The sequence below is a fragment of the Amycolatopsis sp. NPDC051061 genome, from assembly GCF_040682935.1.
Taxonomy (GTDB): domain Bacteria; phylum Actinomycetota; class Actinomycetes; order Mycobacteriales; family Pseudonocardiaceae; genus Amycolatopsis.
This window is the reverse complement of record NZ_JBFBBZ010000001.1, coordinates 78,159-93,411: the sequence shown is the minus strand read 5'-3', so window position 1 is coordinate 93,411 and position 15,253 is coordinate 78,159. Positions and strand designations below refer to the sequence as shown.

9 protein-coding genes are annotated in these 15,253 nt (G+C 69.0%); 2 read left to right on the top strand and 7 right to left on the bottom strand.

All coding sequences use genetic code 11. The annotated features are described in order from the left end of the window. Positions 1-95: 95 nt before the first annotated feature. Both AB0N03_RS00445 and AB0N03_RS00440 read right to left on the bottom strand, forming a co-directional pair. A complete protein-coding gene (locus AB0N03_RS00445; protein ID WP_364363055.1) occupies positions 96-2,267 on the bottom strand; it encodes a 3-hydroxyacyl-CoA dehydrogenase NAD-binding domain-containing protein in 2,172 nt (723 codons plus the stop codon). A gap of 8 nt (positions 2,268-2,275) precedes the next feature. Beyond that, entirely contained in the window at positions 2,276-3,487 is a 1,212-nt protein-coding gene (locus AB0N03_RS00440) for an acetyl-CoA C-acetyltransferase (RefSeq protein WP_364363053.1), read from the bottom strand. Positions 3,488-3,636: 149 nt separating this feature from the next. On the opposite strand from AB0N03_RS00440, the gene AB0N03_RS00435 reads away from it, so the two are divergent. Next, positions 3,637-4,839 (top strand): TetR/AcrR family transcriptional regulator, encoded by a 1,203-nt coding sequence (locus AB0N03_RS00435; protein WP_364363051.1) that lies wholly within the window; start codon positions 3,637-3,639, stop codon positions 4,837-4,839. Between the two features lie 413 nt (positions 4,840-5,252). Continuing rightward, positions 5,253-7,070 (top strand): HEXXH motif domain-containing protein, encoded by a 1,818-nt coding sequence (locus AB0N03_RS00430; protein WP_364363049.1) that lies wholly within the window; start codon positions 5,253-5,255, stop codon positions 7,068-7,070. 10 nt (positions 7,071-7,080) lie between these two features. Here AB0N03_RS00430 and fxsT read toward each other — a convergent pair whose 3' ends face one another. From fxsT to AB0N03_RS00405, 5 genes are all read right to left on the bottom strand, one after another. Beyond that, positions 7,081-11,280: an FxSxx-COOH system tetratricopeptide repeat protein gene (gene fxsT, locus AB0N03_RS00425; RefSeq protein ID WP_364363047.1), complete on the bottom strand. Its 4,200-nt coding sequence runs from the start codon at positions 11,278-11,280 to the stop codon at positions 7,081-7,083. A 1-nt stretch (position 11,281) separates the two neighbouring features. Beyond that, positions 11,282-12,346: an AAA family ATPase gene (locus AB0N03_RS00420; protein ID WP_364363045.1), complete on the bottom strand. Its 1,065-nt coding sequence runs from the start codon at positions 12,344-12,346 to the stop codon at positions 11,282-11,284. Then, positions 12,324-13,766: a hypothetical protein gene (locus tag AB0N03_RS00415; protein WP_364363043.1), complete on the bottom strand. Its 1,443-nt coding sequence runs from the start codon at positions 13,764-13,766 to the stop codon at positions 12,324-12,326. Before AB0N03_RS00415 ends, AB0N03_RS00420 begins: the two co-directional genes overlap by 23 nt. Positions 13,767-13,897: 131 nt before the next feature. Beyond that, positions 13,898-14,074, bottom strand: a complete 177-nt coding sequence (locus tag AB0N03_RS00410; RefSeq protein ID WP_364363041.1) for a hypothetical protein — start codon at positions 14,072-14,074, stop codon at positions 13,898-13,900. A 254-nt stretch (positions 14,075-14,328) separates the two neighbouring features. Further along, positions 14,329-15,237 carry a hypothetical protein gene (locus AB0N03_RS00405; RefSeq protein ID WP_364363040.1) on the bottom strand — a complete coding sequence of 303 codons (909 nt, stop codon included), beginning with the start codon at positions 15,235-15,237 and terminating at the stop codon, positions 14,329-14,331. Between the last annotated feature and the right edge of the window lie 16 nt (positions 15,238-15,253).

Here is a 15,253-nt window from a genome sequence, read left to right as displayed (position 1 = left end):
ACCCGCACTCGGTGGCTTCCGGACGAACAGGAGCGGACAAACTGGCGGACACGACGAAGGCCGCCACCGAAGTGACGGCCTTCGACGCTCAGCCCTTATTCGTAGATCTCGCCCTTGGCGGCCTTCGCCACGAGCGATGCCGGCGGCTCGAAGTGGTCGCCGTACCGGGCGGCCAACTGACGCGACCGGTCGACGAAGCCCTGCAAGCCACCCTCGTACTGGTTGATGTACTGGATGACACCACCGGTCCACGCCGGGAAGCCGATGCCGAAGATCGAGCCGATGTTGGCGTCCGCCACCGACGTCAGCACGCCCTCGTCGAAGCACTTGACCGTCTCGAGCGCCTCGGCGAACAGCATCCGCTCCTTGAGGTCCTCGAACGGCACCTCCGCCGAGCCCGACTTGAACGCGTCGCGCAGGCCCGGCCACAGCCCGGTGCGCTTGCCGTCCTCGCCATAGGAATAGAAGCCCGCGCCGGTCGAGCGGCCCTTGCGGTCGAACTCGTCGACCATCCGGTCGATGACGCCTTCCGACGCGTGCGCCTTCCACGTGCCGCCCGCGGCCTCGATCGCCTCGCGCGTCTCCTTGCGGATCTTACGCGGTAAGGTCAGCGTCAGCTCGTCCATCAACTGCAGCGGCGGCGCGGGGTAGCCGGCCTGCGAACCCGCCTGCTCGATCGACGCCGGCTCGACACCCTCGCCCAGCGCGGCGACGGCCTCGTTGATGAACGTGCCGATCACGCGCGAGGTGAAGAACCCGCGGCTGTCGTTGACGACGATCGGGGTCTTCTTGATCTGCAGCGTGTAGTCGAAGACCTTCGCCAGCGTCGCCGGCGACGTCTTCTCGCCGCAGATGATCTCGACCAGCGGCATCTTGTCCACCGGCGAGAAGAAGTGGATCCCGATGAAGTCCTCGGTCCGCTGCACGCCCTCGGCGAGCGTGGTGATCGGCAGCGTCGAGGTGTTGGAACCCAGCACCGCGTCCGCGTTGACGACGCTCTCGATCTCGCCGAACACCTTGTGCTTCAGCTCGACGCTCTCGAACACGGCCTCGATGACGAAGTCGACGCCCGCGAAGTCGGCCGGGTCACCGGTCGGCTTGATCTTCGCCAGCAACGCGTCGGACTTCTCCTGCGTGGTCTTGCCGCGCGAGAGGGCCTTCTGCTCGAGCTTGGCCGCGTAGCCCTTGCCCTTTTCGGCCGCCTCCTGCGAGACGTCCTTGAGGACGACGTCGATGCCGGCCTTCGCCGACACGTACGCGATCGCGGCACCCATCATCCCCGCGCCCAGCACACCCACCTTGCGAGCGGTGTACTTCTCGAAACCGTCCGGCCGCGAACCACCCGAGTTGATGGTCTGCAGGTCGAAGAAGAACGCCTTCGTCATGTTCTTCGAGACCTGGCCGGTGGCGAGGTGGATGAAATAGCGCGTCTCGATCAGGATCGCGGTGTCGAAGTCGACCTGCGCGCCTTCGATCGCGGCGGCCAGGATCGCCCGCGGCGCCGGCATGTTCGCGCCCTTGATCTGCTTGCGCAGGTTCGCCGGGAACGCCGGGAGGTTGGCCGCGAAGCTCGGGTTCGACGGCGTGCCGCCGGGGATCTTGTAACCCTTGACGTCCCAGGGCTGGACGCCGCCTTCGGGGTTGGCCTTGATCCACGCCTTCGCGGCGGGGACGAGCTCCTCGACGGTGTCGACGACCTCGTGCACCAGGCCCAGCTCCAGCGCCTTGCGGGGGCGGTGGCGCTGGCCCTGCAGCAGGACGTTCAGCAGCGCGCTCTGGATACCCAGCAGTCGGACGGTGCGCACGACGCCACCGCCACCGGGCAGCAGGCCCAGCGTCACCTCGGGCAGACCGATCTGGCTGCCCTTGGCGTCGGCGGCGATGCGGTGGTGCGTCGCCAGCGCGATCTCGAGGCCACCGCCGAGCGCGGCGCCGTTGATCGCCGCGACGACCGGCTTGCCGAGCTGCTCGATGCGGCGCATCTGCCCCTTCATCAGGGTGCTGCCCTCGGTCAGCTCGACCGCGTTCTCCGGCTTGGCCTGGATGAGGTCGTTCAGGTCGCCACCGGCGAAGAAGGTCTTCTTCGCGGACGTGATGACGACGCCGGTGATGGAGTCCTTCTCGGCCTCCAGGCGGTCCACGGTGACGCCGAGCGACTCGCGGAAGTCGGCGTTCATCGTGTTCGCCGACTGGTTCGGGTCGTCGAGGGTCAGGGTGACGATGCCGTCGGCGTCCTGCTCCCAGCGGATGGTCTTGCTCTCAGCCATTAGTGTCCTCACACCCGCTCGATGATGGTGGCGACGCCCATGCCGCCGCCGATGCACAGGGTCACCAGTGCGCGGCGCGCCTGGCGGCGTTCGAGCTCGTCGACCACGGTGCCGACCAGCATCGCGCCGGTGGCGCCGAGCGGGTGACCCATGGCGATCGCGCCGCCGTTGACGTTGACCTTCTCCTCGTCGAGGTGCAGGTCCTTGATCCACTTGAGCACGACGGACGCGAACGCCTCGTTGAGCTCCCACAGGTCGATGTCCTCAGGCTTGAGGCCCGCGGTCTTCAAGACCTTTTCGGTGGCCGGAGTCGGGCCGGTCAGCATGATCGTCGGCTCGGAGCCGATCGACGCGGTCGCCACGATCCGGGCGCGCGGCGTCAGCCCGAAGGTCTTGCCGATCTGCTCGGAGCCGACGAGCACCAGCGCGGCGCCGTCGACGATGCCGGAGGAGTTGCCGCCGGTGTGGACGTGGTTGATCTTCTCGACCGAGTGATATTTCTGCAGCGCGACGGCGTCGAAGCCGCCCAGCTCGCCGATGCCGGCGAAGGCGGGCTTGAGCTTGCCGAGGCCCTCGACGGTCGAGCCGGGGCGGCGGTGCTCGTCGTGGTCCAGCACAGTCACGCCGTTGATGTCCTTGACCGGGACGACGGACTTGGCGAAGTAGCCGCCGGACCAGGCCGCCTCGGCCTTCTCCTGCGAGCGCACGGCCCACGCGTCGACGTCCTCGCGGGAGAAGCCCTCGATGGTCGCGATCAGGTCGGCACCGGTGCCCTGCGGGACGATGTAGTTGTCGTACGCGGTGGCCGGGTCCATGAACAGCGCGCCGCCGTCGGAGCCCATCGGCACGCGCGACATCGACTCGACGCCGCCGGCGATGATCAGGTTGTCCCAGCCGGAGCGGACCTTCTGCGCGGCGGTGTTGGTGGCCTCCAGGCCGGAGGCGCAGAAGCGGTTGAGCTGCACGCCCGCGACGGTGTCCGGGAGACCCGCGTTCAGTGCGGCGGTGCGCGCGATGACCGCGCCCTGCTCGCCGACCGGGGAGACGACGCCGAGCACGACGTCGTCGATCACCGCGGGGTCGAGGTTCGGGTGGCGGACCTTGAGCTCTTCGATCAGGCCGACCACCAGGTCGACCGGCTTGGTGCCGTGCAGGGCACCGCCCTTGTTCTTGCCGCGAGGCGTGCGGATCGCCTCGTAGATGTAGGCCTCGCTACTCACAGAACAACTCCTCGCGAGCGGGTGGGACGTCTTCGTACCGTGGCCGATGATACCGGCCAGTAGGGCTAATGGCCATTAACATATCGTCGGATAACCCCAAGGTGTCAATGGGTTGCGAGTGTGCCGTTAGCCGCTATCGTCGACTCACCATGACCGACGCAGTCCGTAGTGCGCGCCCTCGCGACCGCAAGGCCCAGCTGGCCGCGGTGGCGGCGGAGCTGTTCCGCGCCCGCGGGTTCCCCGGAGTCGGCATCAAGGACATAGCGGACGCGGCGGGCGTCACGGGCCCGGCGTTGTACCGGCACTTCGCGGACAAGCAGGCGATCCTGGCGTACGTGGTCCTGAGCGGCTTCGAGGACCTGGAGGCGGCGACGGCGGAGGCGCTGTCGGACTCGGTTCCGCCTGCTGACCAGCTGGAATCCCTCCTCGGCCGGCTTGCGACGCAGGCCGTCGAGCGCCGGGAAATCGCGGCACTGTGGCGTTGGGAGGGGCGTCATCTCCCGAAGGAGGACCAGCGGGAGATCGCCCGCCGTTCGACGCTGGCGCTGGCGGCGTGGTCGAAAGCGCTGCTGGTCCAGCGCCCCGACCTGGCCACCGAGGACGCCGAACTGCTCTGCTGGGCGGCGCTGTCGGTGTTCGGCAGCGTGTCGGTCCACCACACGTCGGTGGCGCGCCGCCGGTTCGCCGCGTTGCTGGTCGAACTGGCTCTCGGTGTGCTGAACGCCACACTCCCCTCGCCTGCTTCGCCACCTTCTGTGGCCCTGGCGGGTCTGGGCACACCGTCGCGCCGCGAGCAGGTCCTGGCGGCGGCAACACGCCTGTTCGCCCAGCGCGGCTTCCACGACGTGAGCATGGAGGACATCGGCGCGGCGGCGGGCATAGCGGGCCCGAGCGTCTACCGGCATTTCCCGAGCAAGGCGGCTTTGATGGTGGCGATCGGCCACCGAGCAGCGGACCGGCTCGCCCTGGCGGCGGAGCGAGCCCTGCAGACGTCCGACGAGCTATCCGCCCTGCGCCGCCTGGCGGCCTCGTATGTGCACACGATCCTGCACACGCCGGAGCTGCTGGTGTCGTTTTCGGCAGACCGGGTGACGATGCCGGACCGCGACAAGGCGGATCTATTGCGAGTGCAGCGGGACTACGTGGCGCAATGGGTGACGCTGCTTTCGGCGGTGCGCCCGTCCCTGCCTCCGAGGGAAGCGAAGATCACGGTGCACGCGGCCCTGACGATCGCGAACGACCTGGCCCGAACGCGCCGGCTGGCGGCCCGCCCGAACTTCGAGGCCGAATTGACGACGTTGCTGCATACCGCACTTGGAGTGCCGACGGCGATCTTCAAACCGGGCGGATGACAATTCCTGGACATTCTCCGGGAAGCGCAACGAAACGAGCTGAAGACCTGATAGGTCTCTCACTCGAATCCTTTCCTTGAACGGTGCTCATCGAGGTGATGTGCATGTGCAGCCTGCGCGTTAGCATGCATGTGCGGGCTGCATGTGCGGCCCGCCTCGTTGCCTGCTAACTTTCAGCCCTCCAGACCGGCTCCACTGAGAGGGGACGTCGCTATGCGATCACCGGACCCGGAGATCGCGGCCGACCTCCTCGATCTCGGTGCCATGCCACTGTCCGCTTTGCGGGCACTCGACTCGACGGCTCTCCGCCGCACATTGCGGCACGCCGTCGAGCGAACGGCCCACATTCCCGTTACCGCCAGTTCGAGCGGCGGGGCCAAGCGGGTCGACTGACCCCGGGGAAAGGTTTTCGCGTGCCGAGACCGAGCAGCACCGGTTCCGAGCTTGCCGTGCACACTCTGCCGTGGTCGGTGTTCGACCAGCTGTCTCGCGGAGAAGGCGGCGCCGAAGGCGTGCGCGCGCTACGGGCAGTGGAACGCAGCCGTCGGCTGCTCCTGCTGCGCTGGCTGACCGACGAAGTGGACAAGACCCCGGAAACACCGCTGCCCCTCCCCGATGCAGCGTGGGATCTGCTGAGCCAAGTCGAAACGGTGGCGCCGGACGCGCTGAACACGGTGCTGGCCCATCCCTACACCGGGTTCTGGCTCGGCTACGCGACCCGGATGCTCCACGAGCACCTGACACCCTCGCAGCCGTCGTGGGTGATCATCGGACACGTCCACGCTCTCGCGGCGGCAGCGGCCATCCACGCAGGTCTCGACTTCGCACTCGAGGTCCCGGCGTGGCAAGGCAGGGTCGCGCTGCCCACCCTCGGGCTGGCCCGGCTCCCGGCCCCGGACACGTTCTCGGTCGCCCGGGTCCTCAGCGAGCGCGGCGTCGTACGAGTGGTCAACGACCACGCGGCGGTGACGCTGCCGCCCGACTTGACCACCGACACATCCGGCTGGTCCGGTATCCGGACGATCACGCCGGGCACCGGCGAAACCGTGCTGAGGCTCCGGATCGACGATCTCGACCCGTATCGTGGCCTGTTCGAGCCGGTCGCTCCCGACCGGCTGAGCGCCGAGGCGTTCGAGGTGTGGAGCGACCTGCTCGGCCGGGCTTGGCGGATGATCGCCGACCACCTGCCGGAGTTCACGGCGGCACTGCCCGCCGGACTCGACTCGGTCGTCCCGGCGCCCGCCGTTCCCTTCCGGCTGCCCAGCGCGTCGACCGGAGAGGCCTTCGGCAGCGCGGTGATCGCCGAGCCCGACGACCCGGCGCCGTTGGCCGCGGCCCTGGTCCACGAGTTCCACCACATCCGGCTCGGCGGGCTCCTGCATCTGGTCCGGCTGCACGACGACGACCGCACCGAGCGGCTCTACGCGCCCTGGCGCGAGGATCCCCGCCCGCTCGGCGGCGTCGTGCACGGCATCTACGCGTTCTTCGGAGTGACGTGGTGTTGGATGGCGTTTTCCGCGGCTGCCCCGGATGACCGGCTCGCGGCGTTCGAGTTCGCACACTGGCGTGGTCAGACTTGGCGGACGCTGCTGGCGGTCCGGGATGATCCGGCACTGACCGACGCGGGCCGACGGTTCCTCGTCGGGATCGAGGAGCGGATGCGGCCGTGGCAGGACGAGCCCGTCCTGCCCGAAGCGGCGCACTGGGCCGGCACCCTGACCGCCGACCACTACGCCGGCTGGCGGGTGCGTCATCTCCGTCCCGCCCTCGAGACGGTGAAGGAACTCGTGAGCGCCTGGCTGGCGGGCGACGCCCAACCGCCCGCGGTCGACCTCACGGAATCCGCGGTTCTGGACACCGTCTCGGACGGCGGGTGGGAGAATGCCCGCGCGGACCTCGTCCGGCTGCTGCTCGGCGAGCACGGCGACACCCGGCTGGCGGAACGCTGGCCACAGGTGCCCGGCGCGATCCGAGCCGACTACGCGTACGTGACCGGGAGCGTCGACGAAGCGGTCGCCGGCTACCGGGTGGCGCTCGAAGCCGACCCCGACGACCCCGCCGCGATGGTGGGCCTCGGCCTCGCGCTGTCTACAAAGGACATTGCGGCCGCACGAACCTTGTTACGCTGTCCGGAACTGGTTCGGGCGGTCCACCGCGATCTGCGCAGCGGGACGTCGGCGCCACCCGCGGTCGAAGACCTGGCCGCGTGGATCGGGGGGCCAAGGCCCTGAGCTCCCGCCGCTACAACGGCATCGGGTCGATGTCGCACTCCGCACGGATGCCCTGTTCGGCCGCGACCAGCATCGGATGACCGTCGCGCAGCACGCGCTGGAGCCGAGCCACGGACGCCAGCTGTTCGGCCCGACCTTCCAGGGTCCGGCCCAGCCGCTGAAGGTCGAGCGCACGGTTGAGCCGGGTCGTCAGCGTGCCGGGATGGTGGTCACCGAGCGTGCGGCGCGCCCGGATCAGCACTTCGGTGTTCAGCAAAAGGGCGCGTTCGAAGTCGCCCAGCGCGTACCAGTCGTTCGCCAGGTTCGTCGCGCACGCTACGGCGTGCGGATGGTCGTCACCGAGCAGGCTCCGGAGCCGGTCGAACGACCGTTCGTCCTGTTGTGCGGCCGCTTCGGCGTTTCCCCGTTGCCGCAACGTGACGGCCAGGTCCACCTCGGCGGCCAGGGTGTGCGGGTGGTGCTCGCCGAGACTGCGGCGGTAGAGCTCGAGGGCCCGCAGACCGAGTTCGAGCGCCTCGTCCAGGCGTCCCGCGTGGCGTAGATCGATGGAATGCGCGAGTGCGCACGCCATGGCGTTCGGATGTCCTTCGCCGTAACTGAGCCGGAACTGCTCGAGAGCACGGCCCGACAAGGTCAGCGCCGCGGGGTGGTCACCGTCCTTACGCCGTGCCACGGCGAGGAAGTGGTTGCGCCGCAGCACCCCGACGGTGCCCTCGCCGAACAGCTCCCGGACGCGTTTGACGACCTTCTCCTGCTCGGCTCTGGCCCAGGCGAAGTCGCCCAGTTCGCGGCGGCTGATCACCAGCAGGGTCAAGGTCGTGATCGTAGCCGCGTTGTCCTGGCCCAGAACCTGGTGGCGGAGCCGATATGTCTCCGCGCAGAGCCGGTGTGCCTTTTCGTACTCGCCGGTGAGCAGCCAGGAAACGACGAGGTCGGAAGCCGCGTCGAGAGTGACCGGGTCGTCTACGCCGAACAGCTTCGTGGCCTTCGCGTAGGTCCGCAAGTTCAAGTCTCTCGCTTCGAAGAAGTCGCCCGCGGCCTTCTTGTCCACGGCCACCGAGAGCTGCGCGTTGAGCACCTCTTCGGAGTCCTCGCCGGCGATCTCGCGGTACAGCTGCAGCGTCCGCTGGTTGATCTCGGCCGCTTCGACGTAACGGCCGAGCATGCAAAGGAAGAACCCGAGCCGCTCGGAAGCTTCGAGCGTCTGGGGGTCGGGGCGCTCGGCATTCCGTTCCCGCGACCGCTCGGACCACCGGCGGACAGCATGCCCGGCGAACGCGGCGGCACCGTGGTGGTCGCCCCAGTGGTAGAGGAACTTCATCAAGTTGATCACGAGCCGGCGGACCCACTGCTCGTCGCTGTCGATCAGCTCGGCCGCGTACATGTGCGGCACGATCTCCTGGTAGCGCGGCCACTCCCCGGTGGACGCCGGCGCATTCGGGTCGGTCTTGGCCAGCAGCATGTGCGCGCCGTGCCGCATCGCGTCGCGCTGTGCGGGCGGCATCCGGTTGCGCAGCACCAGCTGCACGAGCCGGTGGAGGAGCAGGGTGTCGCTGCGGTGGTCGAGGCGGGCGAGCCCGCACCGGTTGATGTCGCGCAGGATCCGGCCGAGCCGCATGGGATCGTGCAGGGCGAGGTCGAGCTCGGGAGCGATCGAAACACCGTGCACGCCGGTGAACAGGTTTCGGGAAATGGGTTCGGGTGCGAAGAACGCGCACACCTGCAGCAGCTGGTGCGCGGCCGGGTCCAGGGTCCGCAGCTGGTCGAACGACACGCTCCAGGCGGCCGCGATCGACACCTCGTACTCCGACGGCGCTGAAGCTTCGAGGATCTCCGCGACCTTTTCGTCGAACAGCCGCAGGTACTCCTCGATGGGCATCCCCGTTTCCGCACGCCAGGTCGCGGCCTGCGCCAGTGCCAACGGAAGATCGCCCAGCTTTCCCGCGAGCTCGTCGGCCTGCTCGTCGGTGATCACCGGGTCTCTGCGGCACAACAGCTCCTTGCTCTCCTCCCGGTCGAACTGGCCGACTGCGATCGGCTCGGAGAAGGTGCCCGCCCAGTTCGTCTCGCGGGAAGTGACCAGGAGCCGGCCGGGACCGTCGAGGAGGAACGGCGCGAGCTGGTCGGGTCCCCTGGCCGAGTCGAAGACGAGCAGCCAGCGGGCGTAGGGCGTCCCGGTCCGCAACGCTTCGAGTACCGCGGGCACCGCGGTCACCGACTCGTCCGCGCCGGGCAGGTGCAGCTGGCGTGCCAGCTCTGTCAGCGACGCCCGGATCTGCATCTCCTGCGCGGCTCGGATCCACCAGACGACGTCGTAGTTCTGGAGATTGCGGTGCACGTACTCGATTGCGAGCTGCGTCTTCCCGAGCCCGCCCAATCCGTGCAGCACCGCCCTCGACTCGTGGTCCAGCTCTCGCGCCAGCGATTCGAGAAGACCGAGCCTGCCGACGAAGCCAGGGTTGCGGCTGGGGACCTCGCCCAGGATGGCGGGCGAGTCGGTGCTCACCGGTCCGGAGCGCCGGGGTGGTGACTCCACCTCCTCGTCCTCGGGCCGGGTGCGTTCTTCCGCCTCCGGAGACCCGGCCGCGGCGAGCTCGAGCTCGAGCATGCGCAGCCGGTCGGCCCGGGCCAGGTACGGTCCGGACAGAGCCCGCATGACGGCCTGCTCCAGCCGCACGTCCGGCGCCAGCTCGGCTGCCCTGGCGGGCAACCGGACCTCATCCGGATCAGCCAGCGCGTCCCGCAACCGCACCAGCACGGGGTACTCCGCACCGAACCGGTCGGTGGCCGCGACCACGACCTCGGCCGTTTCCGACCGCCGCCCGGCTGCCAGCAAAGCCGCGCGGACCGCCGGCGCGATTTCGAAGACGACGTCGTCCCAGGTGTTCCGATCGGAACCGGTCGGCAGTTCCACCAGGCCGCTGGTGAACACCTCGGCGAGGTGCGCGGTCCGTGCGCCGGGTACGAGCTCTGTCTGGACGAAGCGGGCGATCGGCAGGCTGACCGGAACTGCGGCCAGCAACTTGGCCAGCCGGAAAGCCGGTTCCGACGCGACGCCTTGGAACCGTCGCACGCGTTCCTGCGGGGTCACCGGAGCCGCCTGCTCGTCGATCGGGCGGGTTCTCGGGTTCGGTTCGTCGGATACCAGCAGTACGGTCGCGGGGACGGGCTCCTGGTGTGTGCGGGTGACCAACCGGGCCCACCAGCCCAGCCACCGCGCGTCCAGTTCGACCAGCGGGATCGGCACCGTGAGCGAATCCGGATCGGACGGCTCGTCCGCGGTCAGCCAGGCGTCCGGCAGCTCGACGCCGTAGGTCCGGTTGGGCCGGAGTGGCCCGGGAGTGACGAGGAGGGCCTGCTGCGGGTTCAGCCCGCCTTGGTTCCACAGCCACTGTGGCAACAGGTGCACAATAGCCACCGGCATGGTGCGACCCCACTGGGCGAGCATCGGTTCCGCGAGGTTCCCTCGCCAAAGCTCGCTCGCGCCGTCGGTAAGCACCAGCAGGAGACGGTGACCGGTCGGGTCCAGCAGTTCAGCCGGGTTGCGCACCGGCGCATCCGCCGTACCTCCGCGGAGAACCGGCCGTGCCGGGCCTCCGTCCGGATCGCGTTCGGCGGTCAGCAACCGGACCCGGATGGATCGGAAGGCCCCGAGTTGCCCGATCGAGGCCAGGAACGCATCGATCGTCGGTTGCCACAGTGCCATCGACGGCCCCGAGTCGATCACGACGGTGAGGTCGAGTTCCCGAATGCGCCCCGGAACCGTGACCGGCAGCCAGATCCGGTCCTGGACGCCGGTCTCCGCGGTGAGGTCCTCGTCGAGGACCGCGTCGTCCTCATGCGGTGACGGCCGGGTCGTCTTGAACGGGCGAAGCGCACGGATGATGTCCGCCGCCCCGGGCAGCACGGATGCCGGTGGCGTGCTGCCCGTCCCAGGGCTGCCCGAGAGCGACGCGACGGCCTCGGGCGAAAGTCCGGCGACCATCCGGTGCGGGGGCCGGACCTCCGGAGCCGGCAGTTCCGGCGGCTCGGTGGCCGGGGTAGCCGCCTCGTCCGCGGTTTCCGGTACCTCGGCAGGTCCGTTGTCGCGACCGGCTTGGCGCGGTGAACCGGTGCCCCCGTCGTTGATCGCCGCAGCCAGCCACAGGGCGTCGCCGATCTCGCTCCAGGTCGCTCCGGAGCCCAGCGGTCCGCCGACCTGCTCTTCCATGTCAGCGGGCCAGGGAGTTCAGCTGTCGCCACAACGCGTCGAGCAGGCGTGGCCACGAGCCGTCATCCGGCCGGTACGCGCCGGAGGTCGCCAGGTAGACCGCGTCGAGCAGCTTGTCCGCCGGGAGACTGCCCGCCGCCGCGCTGCGGCTGAGGAACTCCTCGATGAGCCGGGACGTCTCCGAGCCGGCAAGGGCGTGGCCGGCGACGATCGCAGCCAGCTGTTCGGCGGTGGGCTCCTTGGTCTCGTACCGGAGGCACCGGCGCAGGAAAGCCGGCGGGAAGTCCCGTTCCCCGTTGCTGGTGATCACCACGACGGGGAACGCGTTGCAGCACACGCGGCCGCCGGCGATCTCCGCCATGCCCTCCGGATCCGCCGTGAACACCTCGACCGAGGGCGTACGTCTGCGCATGCGCACCAGCTCGGGGATGTCGAACTCGCCGTCCTCGAACAGGCTGAGGAGGTCGTTGGGCAGGTCCGCCTCGGACTTGTCCAGCTCGTCGATGAGCAACACCCGCGGCGACCGCCGCGGCAGGAACGCCGTCCCCAGCGGGCCGAGCCGGACGAACTCGCCGATCGGCGGTTCGACCAGCGCACCGGCCCGGTCACCCATGGCGGACTGCCAGGCACCCGCAGCCTGGGCGCGACCGATGGCGTCGTACCCGTAGAGCCCCGACTTGACCGTCGTCCGGGAGCCGATCGGCCAGCGCAGCACCCGGCCGAGCCGCAGTTCGCGCGCGATCCGGTAGGCGAGGCTGGACTTGCCGCTGCCCGGCTGTCCGGTCACCAGTAGCGGGCGCCGGAGGTACAGCGCCGCGTTGACCATCTCGACTTCGTGCGGGTCGACCTCGCGGGCGGCCAAGTGGTGTGCGGCGCCCAGCCGGCGATCGGTCTCCCTTGCCTCCTCCGGTACCGGTTCGGCTTCGGGAAGCGGCCCGCCGTCGAACTGCCGCCACGGCGGCGCCGGCGGCAGCAGGTCCATCAGGCCGATATCGCCCAGCGGCCGTCCGGTGCCGTGGTAGACCCACCAGCCTGGAGGGCCATCAAGATGCGCGGTCTCGCTCATCCGGGTTCCCCTTCCGCGGGCCTGCCGGGAATGGTGGCCCGTCGAGGAAGACCAGCCGGTCGGGGTCGTCCCAGAGGATCACCAGATTGCGTGCCACGGTAAGGTCGACCGGGATTCTCACTTCCCGGAAAGCCGCTCTGCGGGAAGCCTGGACGCGCGCCGGAAGATCGTCGAGCCCTCCGCTTTCGACGAGCCACGTGACCACCTCTCGCAGGAGATCCAGCGAAGCATCGGGGTGCCATAGTAAGGCCGGAAGACCCGAACGCAATCCCGCGGCGAGTGCGTCCGCTCCGGGCTGCGGCCGCGATGACGGGGCGCAGTCGAGCAGCATGACGACCCATTTCTCGTCGCTCAGAATCGCGTCGAGCCGGTGGCGCTCCACCATATCTTCTGCTCCGCAGAAATACACCCGTTCAGCCGAGGGATCGGCCATCATCGTTTCCCACCGTATCCGCCAGGCTCGATGCCATTGACGGGAACGCATCCGTTCCAGTGAACGAACTACGATCGGGTAATCGAGAACCAGGGGGCGCGGATCTCCGGTTTCGTGTTCCTTGCACCACAGGTGCACCGGCAGGTTCAGCAGCGAGCGTGGCAGCACGAACTCGAGCGCGACTTCGCCGCGGTACTCCGACCAGGCCCTCTCCGCCTCCACGACGAGCGCGTCGACGTGGTGTTCGAGCTGTTCGACGGCGACCGCGACGAGGCCGCCGCGCGGAGGCGGCCATTCCGCCGGATCCTCTTGCCGCCAGTGGGAAACCAGGTGCCGGCCCGGGTCGATTCCGTCCGGCTGGACGACGATCATCAGATGCAGCCGGGTGCCTTCCGGCACCGCGCGCTCCCGTTCCGCACGTAGTTCGCGTAGGCGCGCTTCGGCTTGAAGCCGCCGCGCTTGGACGGTGTTCCACTCGCGCAGCTGATCACCGAGCTCCGGTGCGCACTTCGCGGCCACCAGCTCGACGAACATCAACGACGGCGGCAAACCACTCGGCGGAGTGTTGAAGTCGGAGAGCAGGCGGAAGGCCTCCCAGGCGTCTCTCACCTCCAGAACCGGGCCGGCGGGACCGGCGGCCCGGCGGACCAGTGCCGCCAGCCGAGCCGGTACGACGCCGGCCAGCACCGAGTGCAGCCACATCGATTCGGGTTCCGGCAGCAGGTCGTGCATCCGTGGCTGGTGAACGAGCCGACGGATCGCGTCGGATTCCGGGGAATCCGGGCGCATCATCCGGACCGCGCCGGCGAGCGCGCTCATCCCGCCGTCCGCTTTCGCACAGGCGTTGACGACTTCGATCAGGTGGTCGCGTCCGGTGGCCTGCTCCGGAATGGTCAGCGGGAAACCCAGATTGTCGTGGACGAGGTCCAGGAGCAACGCCCGTCCGGCCGGATCGACAGCGAGGCCCGCGGACGCGAGGACGTTCACGATCGCTTCGCGGACCGCGACTCTGGTGCCCGGCCAGGCCCGGTGCTCCTGCCCTGGTCCGTACAACCTTTCGCCGGCCGACACGTGACGACCACCTCCCCGTCCTGCGAGCCCGGGAAACGTGAGTTTACCTATCCGGCGCCACCGGGAAAGGGGCAAAAGTAGGACAAGAACCGGCTCGGTGGGTGCACCCGGCGCGACCGGCTCGCCACCGGCGACTGCCACAGGGAAATCGACGGGGTGTCGTCGATGACCACCGCGAGCTCGAGCTCCAAATTCTGCCCGCCGGAATTGAGCACGATCGCCACCCAGTGCTCATCGCTGAGAATGGCGTCGAGCCGGTGTCAGCTGATCCGAAACGATCAGGGGCTGCCGGAGCTCGCTCACCATCAGGGATCGAACCGACCGATCGTCAGCGAATCCCGCATCGACGACGACGCCCACCAGTGCCTTGTACGCACCTGTCCCGCCGACACCTGATGGCTCACCCCCTCGCCGACCGTGCCGAAAAGGAGATTTTACCCAACCTGAAGTCGCCGGCCACTGGACAATATTGTGACAGTCAGCTCGGCCAAGTCCTGATGATCTCGGCCAGCGAGGTGACCTGCGGGGATTCCGGTTCGATCGTCTTGATCGCGTCCAGCAAGTCGTCGAGGCCGTGGGTGAAACGCAGGCACGTTCTGGCCAGCGCGATGACGTGCAGCCGATCTTCGGCGTGGTAGGGCACCACGTCGGCGATTTCCCGACGGGACAACAGCTCCAGCACCAAACGACGGCTTTCTACCTTGCGCACGCACGGCACCGTCAACAGTGCCTCCACCAACAGCGAGAAGGCCTCCCTGCTCGCCGGCACCGCGGTGACGCGAACCGGGAAGCCGTTGGTGACCGCGCCGAGCAGGCGGAGCCAGGCTGACGCCGGGGCCTCCCCGACCTTGACCTTGACCGGGATCCGGCGGTACGACCGCGGGTCGGCCGCCGGGTCTTCGCGGACGACGTCCTGGTACAGCAGGTCCGATGTGATCAAGGCCAGGTCGGCCTTCGACTCCTTCTGCGCCGCCTTTGCCTCCGGCGCGTCGAGGATGCGGAACGTGAAGCTCACCGCCTTGCTGATCGACCCATGGCTGCCCTCCGCCACTTCGCCCGCGTGGAGGGCCAAGCGGAGCTGCACCTGGGCCTCCGCCGCGTGGACGTGGTTGTGGCGGCGCAGCTCGTCGCGCATCCGGGCCGGGAACTGCGCGACCAGGTCCGCCTTCGCGATGTCCGGGGGCAGCAGGATCATCGCGCCGTCGCCGGTGTTCTCGACGAAGCACGAGTCCCACGGGATACCCGTCTCGGCGAACGACGTGCGCAGGACCCGCCACAGGCCCTCGTGCACCTCGCGCAGGTGCGCCATGGTTCGGCTCGGGTTGTTGTAGCCGGCGATGTCGACGGCCATGATCGTCTTGTGGTGCGCGGCCGCATAGGAATGCACGACCCACCTCCCCACG

Coding starts and splice junctions, on each gene's coding strand:
- fxsT (WP_364363047.1), bottom strand. CDS start 11,280: ATGGAAGAGCAGGTCGGCGGACCGCTGGGCTCCGGAGCGACCTGGAGC.
- AB0N03_RS00445 (WP_364363055.1), bottom strand. CDS start 2,267: ATGGCTGAGAGCAAGACCATCCGCTGGGAGCAGGACGCCGACGGCATC.
- AB0N03_RS00420 (WP_364363045.1), bottom strand. CDS start 12,346: ATGAGCGAGACCGCGCATCTTGATGGCCCTCCAGGCTGGTGGGTCTAC.
- AB0N03_RS00435 (WP_364363051.1), top strand. CDS start 3,637: ATGACCGACGCAGTCCGTAGTGCGCGCCCTCGCGACCGCAAGGCCCAG.